The organism is Streptomyces sp. NPDC029151, assembly GCF_055564315.1.
Map to the genome: position 1 here is coordinate 39,849 of NZ_JBVHWQ010000003.1, position 24,783 is coordinate 64,631.

The 24,783-nt window shown below is 73.4% G+C and carries 25 protein-coding genes and 1 pseudogene; 14 read left to right on the plus strand and 12 right to left on the minus strand.

Annotation, left to right across the window (positions count from 1 at the left end; all coding sequences use genetic code 11):
- Positions 1–104: 104 nt before the first annotated feature.
- Positions 105–1,088 carry a LysR family transcriptional regulator gene (locus tag ACZ4VF_RS13115; RefSeq protein WP_467925718.1) on the minus strand — a complete coding sequence of 328 codons (984 nt, stop codon included), beginning with the start codon at positions 1,086–1,088 and terminating at the stop codon, positions 105–107.
- Positions 1,089–1,215: 127 nt separating this feature from the next.
- Between ACZ4VF_RS13115 and ACZ4VF_RS13120 the strand changes: the two genes are divergently transcribed.
- The 11 genes from ACZ4VF_RS13120 (at position 1,216) to ACZ4VF_RS13170 (ending at position 11,856) form a co-directional block, all read left to right on the plus strand.
- Positions 1,216–2,154 (plus strand): helix-turn-helix domain-containing protein, encoded by a 939-nt coding sequence (locus tag ACZ4VF_RS13120; RefSeq protein WP_467925720.1) that lies wholly within the window; start codon positions 1,216–1,218, stop codon positions 2,152–2,154.
- A gap of 36 nt (positions 2,155–2,190) precedes the next feature.
- Positions 2,191–3,036 (plus strand): dioxygenase family protein, encoded by an 846-nt coding sequence (locus ACZ4VF_RS13125; RefSeq protein ID WP_467925722.1) that lies wholly within the window; start codon positions 2,191–2,193, stop codon positions 3,034–3,036.
- A gap of 109 nt (positions 3,037–3,145) precedes the next feature.
- The gene (locus tag ACZ4VF_RS13130; protein WP_467925724.1) at positions 3,146–3,820 is read left to right on the plus strand and encodes an AIM24 family protein; all 675 of its coding nucleotides are present in this window, start codon (positions 3,146–3,148) and stop codon (positions 3,818–3,820) included.
- A 163-nt stretch (positions 3,821–3,983) separates the two neighbouring features.
- Positions 3,984–5,024 carry a tetratricopeptide repeat protein gene (locus tag ACZ4VF_RS13135; RefSeq protein ID WP_467925725.1) on the plus strand — a complete coding sequence of 347 codons (1,041 nt, stop codon included), beginning with the start codon at positions 3,984–3,986 and terminating at the stop codon, positions 5,022–5,024.
- Positions 5,021–6,046, plus strand: a complete 1,026-nt coding sequence (locus tag ACZ4VF_RS13140; protein WP_467925727.1) for a polyprenyl synthetase family protein — start codon at positions 5,021–5,023, stop codon at positions 6,044–6,046. The genes ACZ4VF_RS13135 and ACZ4VF_RS13140 overlap by 4 nt, the downstream gene beginning before the upstream one ends.
- Before the next feature lie 210 nt (positions 6,047–6,256).
- Positions 6,257–7,198, plus strand: coding sequence for a threonine/serine dehydratase (locus ACZ4VF_RS13145; protein ID WP_467926552.1), 942 nt, complete (start codon positions 6,257–6,259; stop codon positions 7,196–7,198).
- A gap of 60 nt (positions 7,199–7,258) precedes the next feature.
- Complete coding sequence (locus tag ACZ4VF_RS13150; RefSeq protein WP_467925729.1) at positions 7,259–8,839, plus strand: protein kinase domain-containing protein; 1,581 nt, start codon at positions 7,259–7,261, stop codon at positions 8,837–8,839.
- A 50-nt stretch (positions 8,840–8,889) separates the two neighbouring features.
- Complete coding sequence (locus ACZ4VF_RS13155; protein ID WP_467925731.1) at positions 8,890–9,861, plus strand: LLM class F420-dependent oxidoreductase; 972 nt, start codon at positions 8,890–8,892, stop codon at positions 9,859–9,861.
- A gap of 237 nt (positions 9,862–10,098) precedes the next feature.
- On the plus strand, positions 10,099–10,527 hold the full coding sequence (locus tag ACZ4VF_RS13160; RefSeq protein ID WP_467925732.1) for an SsgA family sporulation/cell division regulator: 429 nt from the start codon (positions 10,099–10,101) through the stop codon (positions 10,525–10,527).
- Between the two features lie 85 nt (positions 10,528–10,612).
- A complete protein-coding gene (locus ACZ4VF_RS13165; protein ID WP_467925733.1) occupies positions 10,613–11,269 on the plus strand; it encodes a DUF2238 domain-containing protein in 657 nt (218 codons plus the stop codon).
- A gap of 173 nt (positions 11,270–11,442) precedes the next feature.
- Positions 11,443–11,856 carry a VOC family protein gene (locus tag ACZ4VF_RS13170; RefSeq protein WP_467925735.1) on the plus strand — a complete coding sequence of 138 codons (414 nt, stop codon included), beginning with the start codon at positions 11,443–11,445 and terminating at the stop codon, positions 11,854–11,856.
- On the opposite strand, the gene ACZ4VF_RS13175 is transcribed toward ACZ4VF_RS13170, so the two are convergent.
- From ACZ4VF_RS13175 to ACZ4VF_RS13195, 5 genes are all read right to left on the minus strand, one after another.
- Positions 11,853–12,383, minus strand: coding sequence for a DUF6328 family protein (locus tag ACZ4VF_RS13175; protein WP_467925736.1), 531 nt, complete (start codon positions 12,381–12,383; stop codon positions 11,853–11,855). The genes ACZ4VF_RS13170 and ACZ4VF_RS13175 overlap by 4 nt on opposite strands.
- 54 nt (positions 12,384–12,437) lie before the next feature.
- Complete coding sequence (locus ACZ4VF_RS13180; RefSeq protein WP_467925738.1) at positions 12,438–13,421, minus strand: aldo/keto reductase; 984 nt, start codon at positions 13,419–13,421, stop codon at positions 12,438–12,440.
- 4 nt (positions 13,422–13,425) lie between these two features.
- Positions 13,426–14,079, minus strand: a complete 654-nt coding sequence (locus ACZ4VF_RS13185) for a TetR/AcrR family transcriptional regulator (RefSeq protein WP_467925739.1) — start codon at positions 14,077–14,079, stop codon at positions 13,426–13,428.
- Positions 14,076–15,548 carry an MFS transporter gene (locus ACZ4VF_RS13190; RefSeq protein ID WP_467925740.1) on the minus strand — a complete coding sequence of 491 codons (1,473 nt, stop codon included), beginning with the start codon at positions 15,546–15,548 and terminating at the stop codon, positions 14,076–14,078. Before ACZ4VF_RS13190 ends, ACZ4VF_RS13185 begins: the two co-directional genes overlap by 4 nt.
- A 107-nt stretch (positions 15,549–15,655) precedes the next feature.
- Positions 15,656–16,858: an FAD-dependent monooxygenase gene (locus tag ACZ4VF_RS13195; protein ID WP_467925741.1), complete on the minus strand. Its 1,203-nt coding sequence runs from the start codon at positions 16,856–16,858 to the stop codon at positions 15,656–15,658.
- A gap of 332 nt (positions 16,859–17,190) precedes the next feature.
- On the opposite strand from ACZ4VF_RS13195, the gene melC1 reads away from it, so the two are divergent.
- A complete protein-coding gene (melC1, locus tag ACZ4VF_RS13200; RefSeq protein ID WP_467925743.1) occupies positions 17,191–17,568 on the plus strand; it encodes an apotyrosinase chaperone MelC1 in 378 nt (125 codons plus the stop codon).
- 35 nt (positions 17,569–17,603) lie between these two features.
- Entirely contained in the window at positions 17,604–18,425 is an 822-nt protein-coding gene (gene melC2, locus ACZ4VF_RS13205) for a tyrosinase MelC2 (protein ID WP_467925744.1), read from the plus strand.
- On the opposite strand, the gene ACZ4VF_RS13210 is transcribed toward melC2, so the two are convergent.
- The 4 genes from ACZ4VF_RS13210 to ACZ4VF_RS13225 all read right to left on the minus strand — a co-directional run bounded on the left by ACZ4VF_RS13210 (position 18,426) and on the right by ACZ4VF_RS13225 (position 21,187).
- Positions 18,426–19,145, minus strand: coding sequence for a ribonuclease H family protein (locus tag ACZ4VF_RS13210; RefSeq protein ID WP_467925746.1), 720 nt, complete (start codon positions 19,143–19,145; stop codon positions 18,426–18,428).
- Positions 19,146–19,179: 34 nt separating this feature from the next.
- The gene (locus tag ACZ4VF_RS13215; protein WP_467925747.1) at positions 19,180–19,974 is read right to left on the minus strand and encodes a VOC family protein; all 795 of its coding nucleotides are present in this window, start codon (positions 19,972–19,974) and stop codon (positions 19,180–19,182) included.
- A gap of 140 nt (positions 19,975–20,114) precedes the next feature.
- Positions 20,115–20,597, minus strand: a complete 483-nt coding sequence (locus tag ACZ4VF_RS13220; RefSeq protein ID WP_467925749.1) for a VOC family protein — start codon at positions 20,595–20,597, stop codon at positions 20,115–20,117.
- Between the two features lie 197 nt (positions 20,598–20,794).
- Positions 20,795–21,187 carry a helix-turn-helix domain-containing protein gene (locus ACZ4VF_RS13225; protein ID WP_467925750.1) on the minus strand — a complete coding sequence of 131 codons (393 nt, stop codon included), beginning with the start codon at positions 21,185–21,187 and terminating at the stop codon, positions 20,795–20,797.
- A 266-nt stretch (positions 21,188–21,453) separates the two neighbouring features.
- Between ACZ4VF_RS13225 and ACZ4VF_RS13230 the strand changes: the two genes are divergently transcribed.
- On the plus strand, positions 21,454–22,344 hold the full coding sequence (locus ACZ4VF_RS13230; RefSeq protein WP_467926553.1) for an RNA polymerase sigma factor SigF: 891 nt from the start codon (positions 21,454–21,456) through the stop codon (positions 22,342–22,344).
- A gap of 40 nt (positions 22,345–22,384) precedes the next feature.
- Here the strand turns inward: ACZ4VF_RS13230 and ACZ4VF_RS13235 are convergent, their stop codons facing one another.
- Together ACZ4VF_RS13235 and ACZ4VF_RS13240 are read right to left on the minus strand one after the other, a co-directional pair.
- A complete protein-coding gene (locus tag ACZ4VF_RS13235) occupies positions 22,385–22,840 on the minus strand; it encodes an ATP-binding protein (protein WP_467925751.1) in 456 nt (151 codons plus the stop codon).
- Positions 22,841–23,495: 655 nt separating this feature from the next.
- Positions 23,496–24,779: pseudogene (locus ACZ4VF_RS13240) on the minus strand (DUF6777 domain-containing protein); the annotation flags it as partial.
- Between the last annotated feature and the right edge of the window lie 4 nt (positions 24,780–24,783).

A 24,783-nucleotide genomic window follows, 5' to 3' on the forward strand; every position in this document is an offset into this window, starting at 1 on the left:
CGGTGGAGTGCCGGAACCGTACGGAGCACCCGCCCCGGTCCGTAAGACGTCGGCCGACCCCCTGCCCCGGTGTTATGGCAGGCGCGCGGTCCCACCGCGCGCCGTCAGGAGGCGCGCCCGGTTCGGCGGTGCGCGGCGGCCGCCGGTTCCCCGCGGTGCGCGAGCCAGCGGGTGTAACCGTCGCTGCGCGCCGCCGCGTCCTCGTGCGCCTTGCGGCTCTGCGCGAGCACCGTGGCCGCGGTGCCCGGTCGCTGGCCGGCCGGGCGCCAGCCCAGCAGGTGCCGCCAGACCAGCGGGGTGCCGGCGAGCGGACGGGTGGTGAGGCCGGGCGTCGACGGGAAGGTGGCTCGGCACAGGCCCACGGCCCGGCCGACCTGCACCAGGTGGACGCAGGAGGCGGTGTCCGTCTCGTACATGCGGCGGGGGGTGAAGCCGGCCCGGGCGCAGGCCGCGGTGAAGCAGTCGCCGAAGCAGCCGTCGCCCGGGACGCAGGCCCACGCCTCGTCCGCGAGCGCGGCCAGGTCGATCTCCCGTCCCCGGGCGAGCGGATGGGCATCGGCGAGCATGACGAAGACCGGGTCGACGGCGATCTCCTCCCAGACCAGGCGGGTGGCGTCGGGCGGGGACGCGGAGCCGCAGGTGCCGGCGAGGGCGAAGTCCAGGCGCCCCTCGGCGAGCAGACCGGCCAGTTCCCGTTCCGACCAGGAGGCGCGGGTGGACAGGCTGGTGCCGGGGGCTGCGTCGGCGAGCCGGTCCACCAGCGCGCCGAGCAACGGCCCGTGGGTGCCGCCGAGCCGCAGCCGCTCCCCCTCCCGGCGTCCGCGGGCGAACGCGGCCGCCTCCTGCTGCAGTTCGCTGACGGCGGGGAGCACGATCCGGGTGCGTTCCAGGACCAGATCACCGAGTGCGGTGGCCCGCACCCCCTGCCGCCCCCGTTCGAAGAGGGCACCGCCCAGGGCCCGCTCGATGCGCCTGAGCTGTGCGCTCAGTGCGGGCTGCGCGAGCCCGAGCACCGTCGCCGCCCTGGTCAGACTGCCTGCCTCCGCGATGGTGCGAAGGGTCCTGAGATGCCGCAACTCAAGCTCCATGAGGGGAGCTTGCGGCGCCGGAGGGCGTGGGGCAAGAGGTTGGTCCAGACCAGAGTGCGGTATGTGATCCCTACCCGCGAGAAGCGGCGAGCCCGTCCGGCTCGCCTGGAGGAGGGGAGCACGAACGATGCGCGGCACGACCGTCCCGCCGGGAACGCCCGGCCTGCCGACCGCTGCCGGGGACGTACCCCTGCACCGGCTGGAGGTGGCCGGGCCCGGGGACCCGCCGTTCGCCGCGGGGTCCTTCGAGGCGGTGGGGCCGCTGTCCCGCTGGGACCGGCCGCACCGGCACACGTTCTACGAGGTCATCCACGTCAGCGCCGGTTCCGGCACGCACGTCGTCGACCTGACGCGGTGGCCGGTCCGCCCCCCGCACCTGGCCGTGGTCCTGCCCGGGCAGGTGCACCACTGGGAAGGCGGCCAGGGCCCGGAGGGGACGCTGGCGCTGTTCACCGACGACTTCCTGGTCGACCACCCCGGCGACCGCGAGGTGCTGCGGCGGCTCGGGGAACGGGGCTGGTTCGCGCTGGACGCCGAACACGACCGGTCCGTGGGGCGGTTGATGGCCGAACTCGTCGCGGAGCACCGGCAGCGCGCCCCGGGGCACGAGAGCGTCCTGCGCTCGCTGCTCCACGTGCTCGTCGTACGCGCCGCCCGGCTGCCACGGCACGGCGAGGCCGGCCGCGACCCACGGGTGCTGGGCCGGCCGGCGGCCGTGTCCGAGGAGTTCACGCGGCTGATCGCCCGCCCGGAGGCCGCCGGGTGGACCGTACGGGAGTGCGCGGGCCGGCTCGGCGTGACACCCGGCTACCTCACCCAGGCGGTCCGGGCCGCCACCGGCCGGCCGCCGGGACGGCTGCTGATCGAGGCCCGGGTGTACCAGGCACAGCAACTGCTCGCCCACACCCGGCTGTCGGTACGCCAGGTCGCCGCCCGCACCGGGTTCGCCGACCCCGCCTACTTCAGCCGGTTCTTCCGGCGGGAGACCGGCAGCAGCCCCGGTGACTTCCGAAAACACCACAGCCGCCACGACCAGTCCATCGAAGTCCCGTCCGCGCGCCCCTAGTTTCGTTCCGCATCCCACCCCCCACGAGGAGGAGACATGGACGGAGCAGGCAGGGACGGCGCCGGGGCGCAGGAGGAGCCGAGGTCCGGGCGGCTCGTCCACCGCAAGACGGTGCTGCGCGCGGCACTCGCGGCCACCGCGGCGGTGCCCGTCGCCCTGATAGGCGGCCCGGCGCTCGCCCGCACGTTCGTCGCGGGCGGCACGGCGCCCGGGCTCACCCCGCCGTGCGACGACGGCGACGACCCCACTCCGGAGCAGATCGAGGGCCCCTACTTCAAACCGAACTCGCCGGAGCGCACGAGTCTGCTGGAGCCGGGCCTGCCGGGCACCCGGCTCACCGTGACCGGCTACGTCTTCGGGCGGGCCTGCCTCCCCCTGTCCGGCGTCCTGCTGGACTTCTGGCAGGCCGACACCGACGGCGCGTACGACAACACGGGTTTCCGGCTGCGGGGGCACCAGTTCACCGACTCGCGCGGCTCCTTCGCGCTGACGACGATCGTGCCGGGCCTGTACCCGGGCCGGACCCGCCACCTCCACGTCAAGGTGCAGGCGCCGCACCGTCCGGTCCTGACCACGCAGCTGTACTTCCCGAACGAGCCGCGCAACAACACCGACACGATCTTCGACCCCCGCCTGCTGATGACGGTGCGCGACGGGGGCGGCGGCCGGGAGGCGGCGTTCGACTTCGTCCTCGACGTCCCGCAGGACCCCGGCCCGGGTCCCGGCCCCTCCTCGCCGGAGAACACCTGGGCCCCGGGGACGGCGTACCGGACGGGCGACTGGGTCACGTACGCGGCGCGCGCCTACGTCTGCCTGCAGCCGCACACGTCCCAGCGGGGCTGGGAACCGCCGGCGGTACCGGCACTGTGGCAGGCCGCCTGACGGCGGAGGGGGCCGTCAGGAAGGGCCGTCCCGGAAGGACCGGTCGCGGAGGGACCCCGTCGATCCGTGATCTTGGCGGAATGCCGCCTTCCGGGACACCATGCCCCGCATGAAGGGTGATCTTTTTTCCAGTCAGCACGTGGTGCAGCCGGCCGTCGCGCCGGGGATGTCCGTCGAGAACGCCAAGTGCATCAAGTACGCGGTGAACGGCGAGATGTACGCCCGGCAGGGCGCGATGGTCGCCTACCGCGGCGACCTGAGGTTCGAGCGCAAGGGGCAGGGCGTCGGCGGCATGCTCAAACGGGCGGTCACCGGTGAGGGACTGCCCCTCATGGCGGTGCGCGGGCAGGGCGAGGCCTGGTTCGCGCACGAGGCGCAGAACTGCTTCATCGTGGAGGTGGAGGCCGGTGACCAGTTCACCGTCAACGGCCGCAACGTGCTGTGTTTCGACGCCTCGCTGTCGTACGAGATCAAGACGGTGAAGGGCTCCGGCATCGCCGGCGGCGGCCTGTTCAACAGCGTCTTCGGCGGGCAGGGCCGGCTCGGTCTGGTCTGTGACGGCAACCCGCTGGTCATCCCGGTGTCGGCGCAGGCGCCGGTGTACGTCGACACGGACGCGGTGGTCGGCTGGACCGCGCACCTGCAGACCTCGCTGCACCGCTCGCAGTCCATCGGCTCGATGCTGCGCGGAGGCTCCGGTGAGGCCGTGCAGCTGATGCTCCAGGGCGAGGGCTACGTGGTGGTGCGCCCCAGCGAGGTGACGCCCCAGAAGGAGCAGCACTGAACCTTCACAGGTGATCCGGGCGGCCGGGCAACCCCGGCCGCCGTACCCGCGTCTTGATCGACGACAGACCGAGCCCCGGCCCCCGGGCCGGGGCACCTTTCCGAGACGCTATACACACCATGTATACGCTTTATGTATACGCAGCGTGTATAGAAGGGTACACATGTACGGCAAGGCTTTCGCCCCGGAGTACCAGGGCGCCCTGACCACTCTCTCCGTGAACTCCTCACTGGTCGACGTCCTCTCCGAGGGCACCGAGCGGCTGCGCGAGGCCGAGCGGGCCGGACGCCCCGGTGAGGCGGCGCGCTGCGGGCTCGCCGTCGCCGAGGCGCACCGGCGGCTCGGCCATGTCGAGGACGCCGACCGGGCCTGGAAGGCGAGCTACCGCGCCGCCCGCGAGGCCGGCGACACCGCCGCCATGGCCTGGGCGCTGTGGAGCGGGGGCACCCTGGCCCGGCAGCGCGGGGCGTTCCCGCTGGCCTGGCGGCTGCTGAAACTCGCGGCCGAACTCGGCGAGCGCGGCGGGGACGTCGTCGTCCGCGGCTACTCGCTGGCCGGCCTCGCGGAGACAGGCCGCATCCAGGGCGACTACGCGGCGGTCGGCCGGCTGCACGAGCAGCTGCTGGCCGAGGCCCGCAAGCGGGGTGAGGCCCGGCACACCGTGTGGGCCCTGGAGGGCATCGCCCAGATGCACCGCAACACCGGCGACCACGACCGGGCCCACGCCCTGTTCCAGGAGGCCGCGGAGATAGCCGAGCGGGCCGACGACCGGCGCGGGCACGCCTGGGCGCTGCGCGGGCTCGCGGACGTCCTCTCGGTACGCGACGGCGCCACCGGCCGGGCGCTGGAGCTGCTGGCCGAGGCGGAGGCCATCTGCCGGGAGATGAACCTCTCCAGCGCGCTCGCCTACAACCACAAGATGCAGGGCAACGTCCTGTACCGGGCGGGCCGGTACGCCGAGGCCCGCGACCGCTACGAGCTGGCGCTGACCGAGTTCCGGACGATGAGCGAACCGCGCGGCGAGGCGCTCTCCCGGCTGGGCCTCGCCAAGTCCCTCGCCCGGCTCGGCCGCGACCGCGCCGAGACCGCGGCCGAACTCGCGGACCTGGCCCGCACCCTGGAGCGCAGCGGTCTGCGGCACGCGCGGGAGATGGTGGCCCGGGCCCAGCGGGAGTTCGCCCTCGAAGCGGAGGCCGTACGGTGACGGCGCCCGTCTCGCCGGTGCGGGAGTCCGCCGGGCACGTCCTCGCCCGGTGCCGGGAGCTGGTCCGGCCGGAGCTGCGGGCGGCGGTGGGGCGGCTGCATCCCTGGACGGCCGAGATGGCCGCGTACTCCTTCGGCTGGTGCGAGGTCGGCGGGGCGCCCGCCGGCGCACCGGGAGGCAAGGGGGTACGGCAGGCCCTCGCGGTCCTCGGCGCCGAGGCGGCGGGCGCCGACGCCCGGGCCGGGATCCCGGCGGCGGTCGCCGTGGAGCTGGTGCACGCCTTCTCGCTGGTGCACGACGACATCATGGACGCCGACGCGACGCGGCGCGGCCGCCCCGCCGCCTGGCGCGCGTACGGCACGGGTCCGGCCGTGCTGGCCGGGGACGCGCTGTTCGCGCTGGCGGTGGACACCCTCGCCGCCGCGCCGGAGGGACCCGGCGCGGTGCGGCTGCTCTCCGCGGCCCTCGCCGACCTGGTGCGCGGGCAGGCCGACGACCTGCTGTTCGCGACCCGGCCCTGGACGGGCCCGCAACGGGTGACGCCCGAGGAGTACCGGGCGATGGCGGAGGGCAAGACCGGTGCGCTGCTGGGCTGTGCCGTCGCGCTCGGTGCCACGCTCGGCGGGGCGTCCCGGGAGACGGCCGCCGTGCTGGACCGGGCCGGACGGCACCTCGGGGTCGCCTTCCAGCTGGTGGACGACGTGCTCGGCATCTGGGGCGATCCGGCCGTCACCGGCAAGCCGGTGGGCGGCGACCTGAGGGAGCGGAAGAAGACGTTCCCGGTGCTGGCGGCGCTCGGCTCCCCCGCGGCCCGGCGGCTGCCGGGGCTGCTCGGCTCGGCGGAGCACGCCGAGGAGGCCGCCGCGCTGATCGAGGCGGTGGGAGGCCGTACCGCGACCCTGGCCGAGGCCCGGGTCCACACGGCCGCCGCGCGGGAGCTGCTCACCACCGCGCCCCTGGCCACCGGGGCCGCCGGGGAGCTGGCGGACCTGCTGGAGTCGCTGGTGGGCCGCGCGCTGTAGCCGTACCCCGTGGGCGGCGTTGACCTGGCGGGTCCCGGCGATCCAAGGTGCGAGCGGCGCGGTTCCCGACCCGCGCCGGAAGGGTGAGGCACCGTGACCGGAATCTCAGACTTCTCAGAGTTCTCGGACGGCTCGAACGTCTCCGACGTCTCTGATGTCTCTGATGTCTCTGATGTCTCTGACGTCTCTGACGTCTCTGACGTCTCCGACATCGAAACCGCCGCACAGCGGATCGCCGGACACGTCGTCCGGACGCCGACGGTGCCGAGCCCCGGTCTGGGCGCGCTGCTCGGCGTCCCGGTCACCGCCAAGCTGGAACTGCTCCAGCGCACCGGCTCGTTCAAGGCGCGCGGGGCGACGGCGAAGCTGCTGTCGCTGAGCGGGGCCGAGCGGGCGGCCGGCGTGGTCGCGGTCAGCGGCGGCAACCACGGGATCGCGCTCGCGGTGATGGCCGCGGCCCTCGATGTGAAGGCGACCGTGGTCATGCCGCGCACCGCGCCCGCGCGCTCCATCGCGCTCGCCGAGGACGCCGGGGCGTCGGTGCGGCTGACCGACGGCATGGACAGCGCGTTCCGGCTGGTGAACCGGTTGCGGGACGAGGGACTGACCCTGGTCCACCCCTTCGACGACCCGGTGGTGATCGCCGGACAGGGCACGGTGGGGCTGGAGCTGGCCGAGGACGCCGGGGAACTGACGGACGTCGTGGTCAGCGTGGGCGGCGGCGGTCTGATCGCCGGTGTCGCGGCGGCCCTGCGCGCCCGGCGTCCGGGGGTGCGCGTGTGGGGCGTGGAGACCGAGGGCGCGGAGGCGATGTCCGGCGCGCTCAAGGCCGGCGGCCCGGTTCCGGTACCCCTGTCGTCCCTGGTGACCACGCTCAGCGCGCCCTCGGTCTCGCAGCTGACGTACGACCGGGTGTCGGCCCTCGTGGAGGAGGTGCTGGTGGTGTCGGACCGGGACGCGGTGCGGGGGTGCCTGGACCTCGCCGAGCACGCCAAGGTGTGGGCCGAGCCGGCCGCGGGCTGTCTGCTGCCGGCGGCCCGGCAGGTGGTCGAGCGGGCCGGGGACGGCGTCCGGCTGGGGCTCGTGGTGTGCGGGGGCAACACCACACCCCGGGAACTGGCCGGCTGGGCCGACCGCTTCGGGATTCTTTGAACGCTCCCCCGCACGCCCCGCGTACCCCTGGGAAAGACGAGGCAGGGGTTGCAGCGAGGGATGACCATGGGCAAGGCGCACGTCTCCGCACACGAGTTGGTCGCCGGACGGTACCGGCTCCTGGAGGTCTTCGCCCGCGAGACGAACCGCCTGTGGTGGTACGCCGAGGACGTGACGGCGCACCAGCCCCGCCTGGTGGCGCAGACCGCCCTGCCGGACCCCGCCGCCGAGGACACCGCGCGCCGGGTCACCGCCCGGGTCGTGCGCACGTCGGAGACCATGCGGCTGCTGCGTCCGGGCCAGGTCGCCGCGGTCGTCGACGCCGTGGTGGAGGCGGGCACGCTGTGGACGGTGACCGAGTGGATCGACGGCACACCCCTCGGCGAACTCCTCGCCCGGGAGGGCTCGTTCCACCCGGTGCGGGCGGCCCGGCTCGGCCTGGAGCTGCTGGACGTGCTGCAGGCCGCGCACGACGAGGGCATCACCCACGGCGAACTGAGCCCCGGGCAGGTCTTCGTACGCGACGGCGGCCCGGTCGTCGTCACGGGGTTCGGCCTGGCGGGCGCGACCCTGGTCCCCCGGCTCACCGCACCGTCGTACGCCTCCCCCGAGCAGGCCCGCGACGAGCGCATCGGACCGGCCGCCGACCTGTGGGCGCTGGGCGCGGTGCTCTACACGGCGGTCGAGGGCCGGCCGCCGTTCCGGGACCGCGGCCGGCCGGAGGCCACGCTGAAGGCGGTGGACCGGCTGCCGCTGCGCACCCCGCTGCGCACCGGCCCGCTCACCCAGGCCGTGCAGGGGCTGTTGCGCAAGAACCCGCGGGAGCGGCTGACCCGGCCGGTGGTGCGGGAGGCGCTGGCGCGGGCGCTGGCCGAGGAGACGGACGCGGACCGGCAGCCGGCCCCCGCGCCGCGGCTGCGCGGCGCCTACACGGGAGTGCGCCCGGCCGGACCGCTGCGCGGCCGGCGTGTCCTGGCCGCCGCGGCCGCGCTGGCCCTGGTCACGGCGGCCGTGGCGGCGCTGGCCGCGACCGGCGCGCTCACCGGCACCGACACGGCCGGGGCGCCGCCCCGGGCCACCGCCGCGGTCACGCCCACCGACCGGCACACCGGTGGCGCCACCCGGCCCACCTCCGCCCCGCCCGGCACGCCGAGCGCCCCGCCCTCCCCCGCCCTGCCGGCCGGCTACCGCCGCTACAGCGCGCCCGAAGGGTTCTCCGTGGCGCTGCCCGGCGGCTGGAAACGGCTGGCCACCTCCCGGGTGGCCGGCCTGGCCTACCGCGTCACCTTCGGCCGGGGCGGCGACTCGCCCACCCTCGCCGTCACCTACAGCGAGCGCGTCGGCCCCGACCCGGTCGCCGTCTGGCGGGACGACGTCGAACCCGGGCTGGCGCGGCTGCCCGGCTACCAGCGGGTCGGCACCGTCCGGGCCACCACCTACCAGGGTCACCGGGCCGCCGACCTGGAGTGGCTCGCCGGCTCGGGGGACGCGCGCACGCACACGCTCGGCCGGGGCTTCCTGCTGGGCGGAACGCGGGGCTTCTCGCTGCGCTTCACCACTCCCGCCACGGCCTGGGGCGACAAGGCGAACCGGCTGGCGCTGACCACGTTCCTGGACACGTTCCGCACGCCGCGGGAGTGACCCCGGCCCGAGACCTGTTTTCCGTCCGCCGAGCCGGGGACTCGACGGTTATGGTGCAAATCGGATACACGATGATGACCGAGCAGACGGGCCCCCGGGACCTGGTGGACCACGTGGTGCGGGCCGAGGACGTCGGTTTCGACTTCTCGGTGATCTCCGACCACTATTTCCCCTGGCTGCGCTCGCAGGGCCACTCCTCGTACGCGTGGAGCGTGCTGGGCGCCGCCGCCCAGGCCACCTCGCGGATCCCCCTGATGACGTACGTCACCTGCCCCATCCTGCGCTACCACCCGGCGGTCGTGGCGCAGAAGGCGGCGACCGTGCAGCTGCTGTCCGAGGGCCGCTTCCGGCTCGGACTCGGTGCCGGCGAAAACCTCAACGAGCATGTCGTGGGCGGCGGCTGGCCGCCGGTGGACGTACGCCACGAGATGCTCGAAGAGGCCGTGGAGATCATCCGCGCGCTGTTCGAGGGCGGCCACGTCACCCACCACGGGCAGCACTTCGACGTCGAGTCGGCCCGCCTGTGGGACCTGCCGGAACAGGCGCCGCCGATCGGCATCGCCGTCTCCGGCGAACAGTCGTGCAAACTCGCCGGGCACCTCGCCGACCTGGTGATCGCGACCGAGCCGAAGGCGGGCCTGCTGGAGGCGTTCGACCGGCACGGCGGCAACGGCAAGCCCCGGGTCGGCCAGCTCCCGGTCTGCTACGACCCCGACCGGGACACGGCGGTCAAGCGCGCCCACTCCCAGTTCCGCTGGTTCGGCCTGGGCTGGAAGGTGAACGCCGAGCTGCCGCACCCCGACTCCTTCGAGGCCGCGACCCAGTTCGTCACCGAGGACGACGTCGCCTCCGCCATCCCGTGCGGTGACGACCCGGACGCCTTCGTGGAGGCCGTACGACCGTACGTCGAGGCGGGGTTCGGGGAGGTGGCGCTGGTGCAGATCGGCGGCGACGCACAGCCCGAGTTCCTGGACTGGTCGGCGAAGACCCTGCTGCCGGCGCTGCGGGAGGCCTTCGCCTGACGCCGGCTGCCCCGCCGGGCGGGCCACACGCGACCGCGGAGCCCCGGACCGGGCCGTCCACGACGGCCCCGTCCCGCCTTCGAGACGCTGCGGCCGGGCGGGAGACGGACCCCCCGGCCGCCGACGTGCGGATGAGCGACTACGTCTCCCGCACGAGAATCAGTCTCCCGGGTGAGCATCCTGGGCGATACGGGGGTACTAGAGGGCCCTACGCCGATTGTTGCCGGAGGCCCCCGCGTGAACTCGTTCGTGCACAAGACCCTGGTGGTGCAGCTCCTGGCCCACGGCACCGGCCGGTGTCCGGTGCTGGCCCACCTGAGCTACGACGCCGACGACCCGTTCGCCGTCACCGCCGTCTTCACCCACGACGGCCGGGTGCTGGCCAGCTGGCGGCTGGACCGGCAGATGCTCTGCGACGGTCTGGAACGGCCGGTCGGCGTCGGTGACGTGCGGATGCGGCCGGAGGCCGCCGGGCTGTGGCGGGAGCTGCGCCTGGAGTTCCTGGGGGACACCCGGCCGGACGGCGGCCGGCACCACGCGGTGGTGCTCGCCTGGGCGCCGGCGATCGCCGCGTTCCTGCGCGAGACCCACCGCGTCGTCCCGCCCGGGCGCGAACGCCTCCCGGTGGACGAGCTGCTGGCGGAGATCCTCTTCACGGCTGAGTAGCCGTACTCATGCCCGACGGCGGGGCCGGGCGCCACGATGGGGGCCCTACGACACCCCGACACCGCCCTCAGGCAAGGAGCCCGCCGTGACCGCAGTGCATCCCGCCCCGCTCCGCGCGCCACGCCGGGTGCCGCCCGCCCTCTTCGCCGGTGTGGCGGCCGTCGGGCTGGCCGCGTCCGCGTGGGGTGCCCGCGACCGCACCACCTGGTTCCTGGAGACGGTGTGGGCGCTGGTGGGCCTGCCCCTGGTGGTGCTGGCCTGGCGGCGCTTCCCGCTGACCGGGCTGCTGTGCGGGCTGCTCGCCGTGCACGCGCTGGTCCTGGCGGTGGGCGGGCACTACACCTACGCCGAGGTCCCGGCGGGCGACTGGGTGCGCGACACCTTCGGCCTGGACCGCAATCCGTACGACCGCTTCGGGCACCTGATGCAGGGCTTCGTCCCGGCCATTCTGGTCCGCGAACTGCTCAGCCGCACCTCGCCGTTGCGCGGCAGCCGCTGGCTGGCACCGCTCACGGTCTGCGCCTGCCTGGCCTTCAGCGCCTGCTTCGAGCTGCTGGAGTGGCTGGCGGCGGAGATCGGCGGGCACGGCGCGGACGCGTTCCTCGCCACCCAGGGCGATGTGTGGGACACCCAGTGGGACATGTTCTGCGCCCTGATCGGGGCCGTGCTGTCCCTGCTGCTGCTCAGCCGGGCGCACGACCGCGCGCTGGCCGGCGTTGCGCCCGCTCACGGTGATCAGTAAGGTCACCCGGGTGACTGCCGGGTCGGCCATGTGCCACACACGAACAGGGTTCCCGGCCTCGGCGTGAGCGCGAGGCGGGCGAGAGACCCGCCGTCGTCTCCGAGTTCCAGCTCCGGCGCCCGCTCCGGGCGTCCCTTCCCGCGGACCTCACGAACCGGAGACACACCCACCCCATGCAGACCACCGCGCAGCACGCCCCGGCCGCCGCGGTCCGGCTGGACCACACCGCCGTCCTCGCCCGGGACCGGCGGCTGTCGGCGGAGTTCCTCGCCGCCGTACTGGGCCTGACGGTCGCCGCCCCCTTCGGCCCGTTCCTGCCCGTCGACCTCGGCAACGGAGTGACGCTCGACTTCTACGAGCAGCGTGCGGAGCCGATCCAGCCGCAGCACTACGCGTTCCTCGTGCCCGAGGAGGGCTTCGACGGCGTGATCGCCCGGCTGGAGGCGCTCGACGTCACCTACCACGCCGACCCGCACCACACCGAACCCGGCCGGATCAACCGCCTCTTCGGGGGCCGCGGCGTCTACTTCGCCGATCCTTCCGGGCACAACATGGAGGTCATGACCCGGCCCTACGTCCGCCCCTAGCCGGACGAGCGCGGCAGCCGCGGGTGTTCCGCCTGGTCGTCCGACCGGGAGGAGTACCTGCGGCGGGCCCACAGGGGCAGGCCGTACCAGCCCACCAGGTACCAGGCGACGACGGCCGCCACCAGGTAGGGCACATAGCCGTCGTGCGTGGCCACCCGGAGGATCAGCAGCAGCGACGACGTCATCGTCGCGAGGAGCAGGGCCAGGCCGACCAGCGTCATCCGGGAGGCCAGCCGTACCGCCTGCGGCTTGACCCGGCGGCCGGAGACCAGCCGGTGCAGGGAGACCGGGCCGATGAGGGCGCCGGTCGCGCAGGCGCCCAGGACCACGGTCACGATGTAGATGATCTGGTCGGTGGAGGTGAGCCGCCCGTACTTGGGCTGGAAGACGACGGTCAGCAGGAAGCCGAACAGGATCTGCACGCCTGTCTGGGCCACCCGGACCTCCTGGATGAGTTCACCCCACATCCGGTCGGCCCGCTCCTCCTCGGTCTCGTCGCGCCCTCTGCGCCGTGCTTCCGCCGTCATGCGGTGCGTGTAACCGCCCGCCTGATCGTTCAAACGGTGCGCGTGGCCGGGCGCCTACCAGCGGGACTCGACCTGGTCCCTGATCCGCCGCTCGTACAGCTCGCGGATCGCGGTGGACGTCTCCCGCGGCAGCGGCGGCAGCTTGGCCGCCGCGGCGTTGGCGCGGGCCTGCTCCGGGTTGCGGGCGCCGGGGATCACCGTGGTCACGCCGTCCTGCTCGACGATCCAGCGCAGCGCCAGCTGGGCCGGGGTGTAGCCCTCCGGGGCGAGCGCGGCGAACTCGGCGGCGGCCTCGACCCCGGTGGCGTAGTCCACGCCGGAGAAGGTCTCGCCCTGGTCGAACGCCTCGCCGTGCCGGTTGTAGGTGCGGTGGTCGTCGGGGGCGAACACGGTGTCCTCGGTGTACTTCCCGGACAGCAGCCCGGAGGCGAGGGGCACCCGCGCGATGATGCCCACACCGGCCTCGCGGGCGGCGGGCAGCACCTCCCGCAGGGGTTTCATCCGGAACGGGTTGAGGATGATCTGCACGCTCGCCACGTTCGGCCGGGCGATCGCGGTGAGCGCCTGCGCGCAGGTCTCCACGCTCACCCCGTACGCGGCGACGCGTTCCTCCTCGACCAGGGTGTCCAGCGCGTCGAACACCGCGTCGGAGGAGTAGACCTGGGTGGGCGGGCAGTGCAGCTGCACCAGGTCGATCCGGTCCACGCCGAGGTTGCGGCGCGAGCGGTCGTTCCAGGCACGGAAGTTGTCCAGGACGTAGGTCTCGGGGACCTGCTCGGCCCGGCGGCCCATCTTCGTGGCCACGAGCACGTGCAGGTCGGGCCGGCCGCGGAGGAACGAGGCGATCGTCGACTCGCTGCGCCCGTCGCCGTACACGTCGGCGGTGTCGAAGAAGGTGACCCCGGCCTCGGCCGCCGCCTCCAGGACGGAGAGGGCCTCCTTGTCGTCCACGGCGCCCCAGTCGGCGCCCAGCTGCCATGTGCCGAGGCCGATCACCGACGCCCACTGACCCGACCTGCCGATTACGCGTTCGTCCATGGCGTCAGTCTGTCACCGGTAGGGCTCCGTCGGCTCCGTCGCGGCCCGTGGGATGCACCGTCCGGCCCGTGCCGGGCGTGAGCTGTGCCTGTACGGCGGGCCCGTAGCGGTCGGCGAGGGCGTCGGGATCGGTGTCGCGCAGGTGCGGGCCCCGGGCGATGCCGTACATCACGCCGAGGCCGACCAGGGCGGCGACGGCGAGTTCGGCGCGCAGGCCCGTGTCGGGGCCGGTGAGGCGGGCGGCGAGGCGTTCGGTCACCTGGGCGCGGAAGTTGGCGCGCAGCACCTCTCCGTGGTCGCCGTGCAACGGGGCGAAGGCGATGCGCAGCAGCGGGTCGGCGCCCCGTTCGCGCTGGCTGGACACGACGTGCCGGACCATGTGCCGGCCGAGGTCGTCCAGCGGGGCGTCCAGCAGGTCGTCGGCGTCGGTGTCGAAGGACATCACGCGGGCGAACAGGGCGTCCTTGTTGCCGAAGTACTTCAGGATCAGCGGCGGGCTGACCCCGGCGCGCTCGGCGACGGCCTTCAGGGTGATGTCGGCGTGCGCGTGCCGGGCCAGCAGGTGGCGGGCGGCCTTCAGGATGGCGGCCTTGGTGGCCTCGGCGTCCCGGCGTGCGGGGGCGGGCGCCTGACCGGGTGGCGTGGTCATGGTGCTCATGCTCCCTCCATCGCCTCGTCGCGGGTGCCCCGGGGGGCTCCGCGGTCCCGCCGGGTGCCGCGGGCGGGGCCGTCCCCGGGGATGGACAGGGCCGCCGCGCAGGCCGCGAGGGCGACGGTGCCGGCCAGGGCGAAGGCGAGCAGGTAGCCGTGCAGGGTGGGCACGGGGACGCCGCCGAGGGGGCTGCTGTGGTGGACGAGGACGGCGGCGACGGCCGCGCTGGAGACGGCCTGCCCGATGGTCCGCATGAGGACGTTGACGCCGTTGGCGGAGGCGGTCTGGGCGGCCGGTACGGCCCGCAGGATGAGGGTCGGCAGCGCGGAGTAGGCGAGCGTGGTGCCGGTCGCGACCACGGTGGCACCCAGGATGATCATCCACAGGTCGCGGCTGTCGGCGATGCGCAGCGCGTACCCGCAGGCGATGACGGCGGCGCCGAGCGCGAGGGTGATCCGCGGGCCGCGCGCGGCCGAGATGCGGGCGGACAGCGGGGAGAACAGCAGCATGGTGACGCCGCCGGGCAGCAGGCAGAGCCCGGTGGCGACGATGGACAGGCCGAGGCCGTACCCGGTGGCCTTCGGCGCCTGCACGAGCTGGGCGGTGACCAGCGAGTTGGCGTAGAAGGCGAATCCGGTCAGCAGGGCCGCCACATGCGACAGGCCCACCCGTGGCCGGGTGGCCAGCCGCAGGTCGACCAGCGGCCGGGCGGCGCGCAGCTGCTGCCGGCACCACAGGACGAGGACGACGACGGCCGCGAGGAACAGGGCGAGGACCCGGGCGCTGCCCCAGCCCCAGGTGCCGCCCTGGGAGACGCCCAGCAGCAGGCAGACCAGCCCGGCGGCGAGGCCGAGCGCGCCGGCGACGTCGAAGCGGCCGGGCTCGCGCAGCGGCGACTCCCGCACCGCCCACCAGGTCGCCGCGACCCCCAGCGCGCCGAGAGCGCTGGTGAGCCGGAACATGGTGTGCCAGTCGGCGTACTGCACGACCAGCGCGGCGAGCGGCAGGCCGAGCGCGGCGCCGATACCGACGGTGGAACTCATCAGGGCGACCGCCGAGCCGCGGCGCTCGGGCGGGAGTTCGTCGCGCAGGATGCTGATGGAGAGCGGGACCACGGAGGCGGCGGCGCCCTGGAGTGCGCGGGCGGCGATGAGCACGCCGATGTCGGAGGAGAGCGCGCACATCACGGAGCCGACGGTCATCAGGGCGAGCGCGGCGGTGAGCACCCGGCGCTTGCCGTACATGTCGCCGGCCCGGCCGAGCACGGGGGTGAGGACGGCGCCGGAGAGCAGGGTCGCGGTGACCGTCCAGGAGACGGTGGCGGCCGACGCTCCGGTGAGCCGGGGCAGGTCGGGCAGGAGCGGGACGACCACGGTCTGCATGACCGCCATGAGGATGCCGCCCGACGCCAGGACCGGCACGGTGAGCCGGTCGCGCAGCCGGGGCCGCGGGGGTATGGGGTCCGGGTGGTCCATCGGCGCTCCTGCGGGCGGCACGGTGACGAGGTGAATACCCATTCACCATATCGAGTGAATGCGTATTCACCAACGTTTCTTCGCCCGAACGGTGGAGGGCGGGGGAGCTATCCCCGGCCGGTGGTGGAGCGGGCGTGCAGGGCGCGGGCGGCGCGGGGGCCGAGCCAGCGCTTGAGCCTGCGCAGCGTCTCCAGCCGTCCGGCCGCCCGGTCCAGGCCGTAGTACAGCTGCGGCGGGACGTACGGCAGCAGCGGCGAGTGGCGCTGGCCGAGCAGGGCGAACATCCGGTGCGGGGGCAGGTCGATGTAGCGGGGCAGGTTCTCGTACCACTGGGCGCTGTAGCGGGCCGCGCTCTGCGCGGACAGCAGGGCGGCCCGGCGCCCGCGCTCGTAGGCGGCGAGCGCCTGGGGCAGGCCGGCGTGGCCGCGCAGGGCACCGGCGAGGCACATGGCGTCCTCCAGGGCGAGGGTGGTGCCGGCGCCGATGGAGAAGTGGGTGGTGTGGGCCGCGTCGCCGATCAGGACCAGGTTGCCGTGGTGCCAGGTGCGGTTGGTGAGGGTGCGGAAGGTCTGCCAGGAGGCGCCGGGGCGGGCGGTCAGGGGGTGGCCGTCGAGGACGCCGGCGAAGAGCTTCTCCAGCAGGGCGAGGCCCTCCCCCTGGTCGGCGCGGTCCAGGCCGAGGCCGGCGAGTGTCTCCGGGGAGCACTCCACGACGCAGGTGCTGCGGTCGTCGCCGTAGCCGTAGCCGTAGGCCCAGATCCAGCCGTGCTCGGTCTCGGTGAAGGCGAAGGTGAAGGCGTCGAAGACCTTGCTGGTGCCGAGCCAGAGGTAGGGGTTGCGGCCGGAGGTGACGCGGGTGCCGAAGGCGTGGGCGGCGCCGGCGCGCAGGGCGCTGTGCACTCCGTCGGCCGCGACGACGAGGTCCGCGCCGGCGGGCGGGTGCGTCACCTCGCTCTCGTACTCCAGGCGGACCCCGAGGGCACGGGCCCGGCCGGCGAGCAGGTCGAGCAGCCGGTGCCGCCCGATGCCGAACCCCTCGTCACCGGGCTGCCGGGCCGTCAGGTCGCGGACGTGGGCGACGCCCTCGCTCCACCGGACCGAGTGCTCCTCGATCGCCGCGGCCGTCTCGGGGTCGTGCGCCCGGAGCCGGTCGAGGAGTCCGTGCCAGTAGGTCACGCCCCAGCCGTAGGTGGAGCCTTCGGGGTCGCGTTCGTGGACGGTGACGTCGTGAGCGGGGTCCTGCCGCTTGAGCAGGATGGCGAGGTACAGGCCGGCGGGCCCGCCTCCGACACAGACGACCTTCACGCGCACTCCCCTGACCGTCACCCGACGTGCTGGAACGGCACCGGAGGGTAGCAGGGTGCCGGGCCGCCCGATCGCGTCAGTTTGGCGCGGTGAGCCGCGCCACTCGGACGGGCGGCGACCGGCAAAGATCATCGGGAAGTGGGGCGCCCCGGCAAGGAATTCCCCGTTCCGGTGTGGATCGGCCTACCGCCCCAGCAAGATCATCTTGGTTCAACTCTCTACGACATGTGGTTAATTGTCCGGATCACAGCCAACCGGTTCCGGCCGATTTCTTCCGCCTCCGAAGATCCCGATAGGCATGCGTCGTCACCACCGAAGCACTCTTCAGGAGGACTCGCATGCCCGACATCACCCGGCGTCGCGCGCTCACCGCGGCGGCCGCCGTCGCCGCGACGGCCTCGGCCGCCGCCCTCGCGGCGCCCGCCGCGTCGGCCGCAGACCACCACATGCCCACCACGCCCGATTCCTTCGACGAGGTCTACAAGGGCCGCCGGATACAGGGCCGTCCGGCGAGCGGCGGCGGACACCACCACGAACACGGCGGCGGCTACGGGGTGTTCGTCGACGGCGTGCAGCTGCACGTGATGCAGAACGCCGACGGCAGCTGGATCAGCGTCGTCAGCCACTACGACCCGGTGCCCACCCCGCGCGCCGCCGCCCGTGCCGCGGTGGACGAGCTGCAGGGCGCGCCGCTGCTGCCGTTCCCCGCCAACTGACCGCCCCCGCAAGGACTTCCGGAGCACCCCGCACCATGACCGTACGCAAGAACCAGGCCACCCTGACCGCCGACGAGAAGAAGCGGTTCGTGGGCGCCGTCCTCGAACTGAAGCGCAGCGGACGCTACGACGACTTCGTCCGCACCCACAACGAGTTCATCATGTCGGACACCGACAACGGCGAGCGGACCGGCCACCGCTCCCCCTCCTTCCTGCCCTGGCACCGCAGATTCCTGCTCGACTTCGAGGAGGCGCTGCAGTCGGTGGACTCCTCGGTCGCGCTGCCCTACTGGGACTGGAGCGCCGACCGCACGGTGCGGGCCTCGCTGTGGGCACCGGACTTCCTCGGCGGCACCGGGCGCAGCACCGACGGCCGGGTGATGGACGGCCCGTTCGCCGCGTCCACCGGGAACTGGACGATCAACGTGCGCGTCGACGGCCGTACGTTCCTGCGCCGCTCGCTCGGCACCGGCGTGCGGGAGCTGCCGACGCGGGCGGAGGTGGAGTCGGTGCTGTCGATGGCGACGTACGACATGGCGCCGTACAACAGCTCCTCGGACGGCTTCCGCAACCACCTGGAGGGCTGGCGCGGGGTCAACCTGCACAACAGGGTGCACGTGTGGGTCGGCGGGCAGATGGCCACCGGCGTCTCCCCCAACGACCCGGTGTTCTGGCTGCACCACGCCTACATCGACAAGCTGTGGGCCGAGTGGCAGCGCCGGCACCCGGACTCCGCCTATGTCCCGGCGGGCGGCACGCCGAACGTGGTGGACCTGAACGACACCATGAAGCCGTGGAACACCGTGCGTCCGGCGGACATGCTGGACCACACCAAGCACTACACCTTCGACGTCTGATCAGACCTCGGCGGTACGGCACTCCGGGTGGCCCCAGCCCTGCGCGTTCTTGGCGATCTTCTCGCCGGCCGCGTAGGACCGGCCGCACAGGCAGCGGCCGGGGAACTTCGCCTTGATGGTGCGGGAGGAGGCGGCCCCGCCGCCGCGCGCGGAAGCGGCGCCACCGGTACGGCCCCGCGCCTTACCGCGCGGCGCGCCGGCCGCCGGGGTGCCGGACGACGGCGGAGGCTCGGGCGAGCCGAGTGCGCTGCCGGCCGGCTCCTGGACGGAGGCCGCCTGGCTGGCCGCGCGGTCGGCGAAGTCGTTCAGCGGGTCGCCGTCGACCTGGTGTGCGGGGACGTAGCGGAACTCGACGGACCGGCCGCCGAGGAGTTCGTCGATGCGGACCACCAGGTCCTGGTTGGCGACGGGCTTGCCGGCGGCGGTCTTCCAGCCGTTGCGCTTCCAGCCCGGCAGCCAGGTGGTGACGGCCTTCATCGCGTACTGGGAGTCCATCCGGACCTCCAGTTCGACGTCCGGGTCGACGGCGGTGAGCAGCCGCTCCAGGGCCGTCAGCTCGGCGACGTTGTTGGTGGCCCGGCCGAGCGGGCCCGCCTCCCAGCGGGCGGGGGTCCGCTCATCGCCGTCCGAGACCACCCACGCCCATCCGGCCGGTCCGGGGTTTCCCTTCGAAGCCCCGTCGCACGCGGCCACCACACGTTCACGCATGTGCCCGATCATGCCATGGCCCGGGGCGGTGCCGTTCCGGGAGCGGTCAGAGGTCCTTGATCCTCGGCATCTCCCCCTCGGTGGTCGTGATGTCGATCACCGAGAAGGCCGCGCCCTGCGGGTCGCTCAGTGCCGCGAACCGGCCGAAGGGGCTGCTCATCGGCCCGAAGCGGAGGATCCCGCCGAGCTTGACGGCCCGGTCGACGGCCGCGTCGCAGTCGTCCACGGTGAAGTAGACGTTGATGTACGACGGCACCTCCGGCGGGAAGTCGTCGGTCATCCGCATCCGGCCCAGGACGGTGTCCTCGCCGACGTCGAACATCCGGAAGTCCACCGCGTCGTCCTCGATCTCCTTCATCCGGTACGGGAAGACCGCGGAGAGGAAGGCGTCCGCCTGCTCCGGCTCCCTGGTGAAGACCTCGGCCCAGCAGTAGGCGCCGGGCGTGGCCACCGCCTCGAAGCCCTCGTGGGTGCCCGCCTGCCACACGCCGAACACGGCTCCGCTGGGCTCCCGGGCCAGGCACATGGTGCCGAACTCGCCGACCCTCATCGGCTCCATCAGCACCTCGCCGCCGTGCTCCCTGATCTTCTCCGCGGTGGCCGAGGCGTCCGGCGAGGCGAGGTACAGGCACCACTGCGAGTGGCCCTCCTGGCCGGGCATGGGCGGGACGACGGCGGCCACGGCCTTGCCGTCCGCGTAGGCCTGGGTGTAGTTGCCGTACTCCGACGACGACTCGCCGAAGGTCCAGCCGAGGACGTCGCCGTAGAACCGCTTGGCTCCCTCGACGTCACTGAACATCGCATCGGCCCAACAGGGCGTTCCCTCGGGTTGCACGGCCATGCTGCCGGCCCTCCTGACGTGGTCGGTCCCGTCTGTTCACGCTAGCCACGCGGGGCCCGCCCCGCGCGCCGAGCCGACTGCCCGTACGACGCGCGGAGCCCTGCGGCGAACCCCTCCGGCCGGTCCTCGGCCGGCTTCCGCTACTCGCCCGCGTACGCCCTGTCCAGTTCCGCCGCGTCCAGCTTCGTCATGCCCATCATGGCCCTGAGGGCGCGGGAGGCCTTTTCCTGGTCAGGGTCGGCGATCATGTCGAGGAGGGGGGCGTAGACGACCTGCCAGGAGACGCCGTACCTGTCCTTGAGCCAGCCGCACCGGCTGCCCTCGCCGCCGTTCTCGGTGAGCTTCGTCCAGTAGTGGTCGATCTCCTCCTGGCCGGAGCAGAGGATCTGGAAGGAGACGGCCTCGTTGAAGCGGAACTCGGGGCCGCCGTTGAGCGCGACGAACCGCTGGCCGTTGGCCGTGAACTCCACGGTCAGCACGGAGCCGGCCGGGCCGGGACCGGACTCCGGCCACCGGACGACGCTCCCGATGCGGGAGTCCTTGAAGACCGAGACGTAGTGGTGTGCGGCCTCCTCCGCCTGGCCGTCGAACCAGAGACACGTGATGAATCCGTCGGTGGACACGAGCACCTCCTGGGGACGTGGAACGCGGTCGTGTCTGTCGACTCCCGCACGCGCCGAAACTCATCGGTCCGGTCTCCGGGTCACGGCCGCGGCCCCCGCCGTGTCCGCGCGCTCCGCCCCTCGGTGCCGCGGAGCCGCCGCCTGCCGGTGCCGCGGCGTCCGGGCGCTCTTCCGGCAGCCGCGGGAGACGTGACGGATCAGGCCGCCAGGCAGAGCCCCCGGTACGGCCGGTGCGGAGCGGCCGCGGGCGAGGGCCGCCCGGCGGTGCGCCGGCTCAGCTCGCCGTGCACCAGCGACAGCAGGTCCCCGAGGCCCAGGCCGAGCGCGTGGGCCGCGGCCGCCAGCACCTCGGACGACGCCTCCTTGCGCCCCCTCTCGACCTCGGACAGGTAGGGCAGCGAGATCCGGGCGGCGTCGGCGACGTCCTTGAGCGTGCGGTCCTGTGCCTGCCGCTCCCTGCGCAGCACCTCACCGACGAGATCCCGCCACAGCGGCTCCCTGGGGGCGGGCTCGGTCTCCGGCGCGGCCGGGCGGGCGGACGCCGGTCGCAGAGGGATCACGCGGGTTTCTTCGCTCACCGGGTTGCTCATCCCGTCAGCCTAGGAGCGGCGTCGTCCCGGACGAGGGAGGAGGATTGCGCTCTGAGGGAACTCCCCGCGGCGGACCGACCGTTTCGCGCCAGAGCGGACGGAGGGGTGCATGCGTGGCGTCACCGTGGGTACCCGGGGCGTGAGCGGCTCTGCGGATCTGCTTGAAACCCCGCAGAACGGGTACCCGCACAGAACGGCCTGTGCGGGAAACCGGCAATCAGGCCGTAAAGGGAGATGTCGGAACCGTGACTTTCGTGGGAGAGGTAATGGACGCCGCCGCCGGGATCCGGTCGGAAGCAGAGGTCGCCGAACGGACCGTGCAGGACAGGACGCGCGAGGGGTCGCTTCCCGGCATCGCGGACCCGGCGTCCGTCGCGCCGCGGGACGCACGGGAGCTGTCCCGCCAGTTCTTCCGCCGCCTGACCGAGCTGGAGGAGGGGACGCCCGCGTACCAGTACGCGCGCAACACCCTCATCGAGATGAACATGTCGCTGGTGCGGTTCGCGGCCGGACGCTTCCGCGGCCGCGGCGACGACATGGAGGACGTCGTCCAGACCGGCATGATCGGCCTGATCAAGGCCATCGACCGGTTCGAACTGGCGCGCGAGGTCGAGTTCACCTCCTTCGCGCTGCCCTACATCGTCGGCGAGATCAAGCGGTTCTTCCGGGACACCACCTGGGCCGTGCACGTTCCGCGCCGGCTCCAGGAGCTCCGCGTGGAGCTGGCCAAGGCCCGCGAGGAGCTGTCGAGCCGACTGGACCGGGACCCGACGGTCGCCGAGCTGGCCACGCTGATGAACATCTCCGAGAGCCAGGTCGTCGAGGCCCAGCTGGCCTCCAACGGCTACAACTCGGCCTCCCTGGACGCCGCGCTCACCGGCGACGGCCCGGAGGACGGCGAGGCGGTGCTCGCCGACTTCATCGGCGTGGAGGAGGAGGGCCTGCAGCTCGTCGAGGACTTCCACGCGCTCGCCCCGCTGATGGCGGAGCTGAGCGACCGTGACCGGCAGATCCTCCACCTCAGGTTCGTGGAGGAGGCGACCCAGGCGGAGATCGGTGAGCAGCTCGGCTGCTCCCAGATGCACGTCTCCCGCCTGATCAAGCGGATCATCGCCCGGCTGCGGCAGGGCATGCTCGGCGAGCTGGGCTGCGCCTGACACACCGCGCAGCCGACGCACCGCTCGGCCCCGCCGCCGCTCAGTCCCGTCGCAGCTGGAAGACGGCCCGCACCCGCTTGCCCACGGGCACACGCTCGACGTTCAGTTCCGAGGCGAGGGCGTGCACGATCTCCAGACCGTGCCGCCCGACGCGCTCCGGATCCTTCGGGAAGCGGCGGGGCAGGGCGGTGCTGCTGTCGTACACGGACACCGTGACCGAGCTGTCCGTGCCTTCCAGTTCCAGGATGTACGGACCGTTGCTGTGCCGGTCGGCGTTGGTGACCAGCTCGCTGACCAGGAGAAGCAGCTCACCGTCGGCCCGGCCGTCCGCGGTGGCGCACCACTCGGTGCGCAGTTGCTGGAGAAACCGGGAAGCGAAGGCGCGGGCCTCGGCGATGCATCCGGGCTCGCCGGTGTAGTGCGCCGCGTTGCGCAATGGTTCCACGGGTACGTCGAAACCAGTCGGTATCACTGCCCCGCCCAGGTGCTCGGTCATTCTGTCCTTCTGGGAAAACCCGGTCCGGCCGGTCGATGGTGCACCAGTCCTCGTACCCCGAGTACGGCCCCCCAGTCCACCGGATGCGTTCGCCCAGCGCGCACAGTGGCGAGAGTCACTGCGTGCGCCCGGGGCGGGCCGCCGTGGCGGCTCACGCCCCGGGAGGGGACTACTGCCCCTGCTGCTGGTTCTGCTGCTGGTCTTGCTGCTGGTTCTGCTGCTGGTCTTGCTGCTGCTGTTCCTGGGTCTGCTGCTCCTGGGTCTGCTGTTCCTGGGTCTGCTGCTCCTGAGTCTGCTGAAGGCTCTCGGAGCCGGCCGGGGACCCAGGCGAGGCGCCGGACTGCTCCATCGACGGCGAGCCGGCCGACGGAGCCGATGGAGCCGACGTCTCGCCGGACGGGCTCCCGGCCGGCGATTCCTTGGACGGGGACTCCTTGGACGGGGACTCCTTGGACGGAGACTCCTTCGACGGGGACTCCTTCGACGGCGACTCGGTCGCCGAGCTCTTCTCACTCGACGGCGACTCGGACTTCGACGGCGAGGCGGACTTGGACTCGGACTCCGAGGGCGAGGAGGACTTCTCCGACGGGGAGGACGACTTCTCGGACGGCGACGAGGATTTCTCCGAGGGTTTCGACGATTCCGAGGACGGTGACGTCGACTTCGAGGACGACGAAGAGGACGAGGACGACGAGGACGACGAAGAAGAAGACGAAGACGACGAGGACGACGAGGACGACGACGTCGGCGGTGTCGAACCCGGTGAGGTGGAGGGCGACGGGGAGGCCGGGGACGTGGTGATCCCGGACGAGGCCGGCGGACAGGCGGAACCCGGTCTGCTGGACGTTCCCGGTGCGCACGGCAGCGGGGACTTCCACGGGTCCGGGTACTTCGGCGGCTTGCCGTGCGCGTCGTACCGGACGTTCGCGTATCCGCGGTGGCGATTCACCCACACGTGGTGGTGGGTGTCGTAGATCACGAAGACCTTGATGACCACCGGGGCGGGCTGCACCACGACGACGCTCGTGGACCGGTACGAGGGCCACTGCCGGCCGACCAGCCGGGGCGCGGCGCGCTGCGCGACCGGCTCCTTCAGCGGGTTGCCACAGGCGCAGCGCAGCCGGGGCACGCCGTGCGCGTCGACCAGGACGGCGGTGCCGCTCTGCAGGATGGACTGGTAGCTGGTGGCGCTGCCGTTGCGGTAGCCGTGGTTGGTGACGCGGGTGTCGGCGCGCAGTTGCACGGAGGTGAGGGAGCGGAGGTAGCCGGGAACACCGCCGGGCTGGACGCCGATCGACGTGGCGAAGGCCCGGTTCCTGCTCGTGTCGGCCTGGAGGGCCCTGATCTGCCGGTCGACGTCACAGCTGGGCGTCTTCCGGGTGCCGCTGTAGAGGCCGGGCGCGCCGCCCTGTACACCGCGGACCTCATTGGCCCCGCCCTGCGGGGTGCTGACGGGCAGGGAGACGCTGCTCCGGGGCGCGGTGGACTTCCCCGGCGCTGTGGATCCGCCCGGAGCGGTCGACTTCCCGGGCGCGGTCGACTTCCCGGATGCGCTGGACTTCCCGGGTTCGCCGGACTTCCCCGGCGCGGTGGACTTGCCCGGGGTGGTGGCGGTGCCCTGCGTCGCGGTCGACTCCGTGAAAGGGTCCTGTCCGGTGCTGTTGGCGGCCTCCAGGAAGACCTCGCCGCTCTGGGCGGAGGTTCCGCCGCCGCCCGGACGGGTGAAGACCACCGCCAGGGCCGCGCAGGCGATCAGGGCCGCGGTGAGCGCCGCCACCCGGGGCACCGACTTCCACCAGGGGCCGTGCGGCTCCTTGTGTCCGCCGCCACCGGCGGGCGGCGGCGAGGGCGGCGGGCCGCCGGGCGGCCGGGACGAGCCCGACAGCGGACCGGAGGGCGGACCTGTGGGACGACCGGAGGACGGAGGTTCGACGCTCACGAGC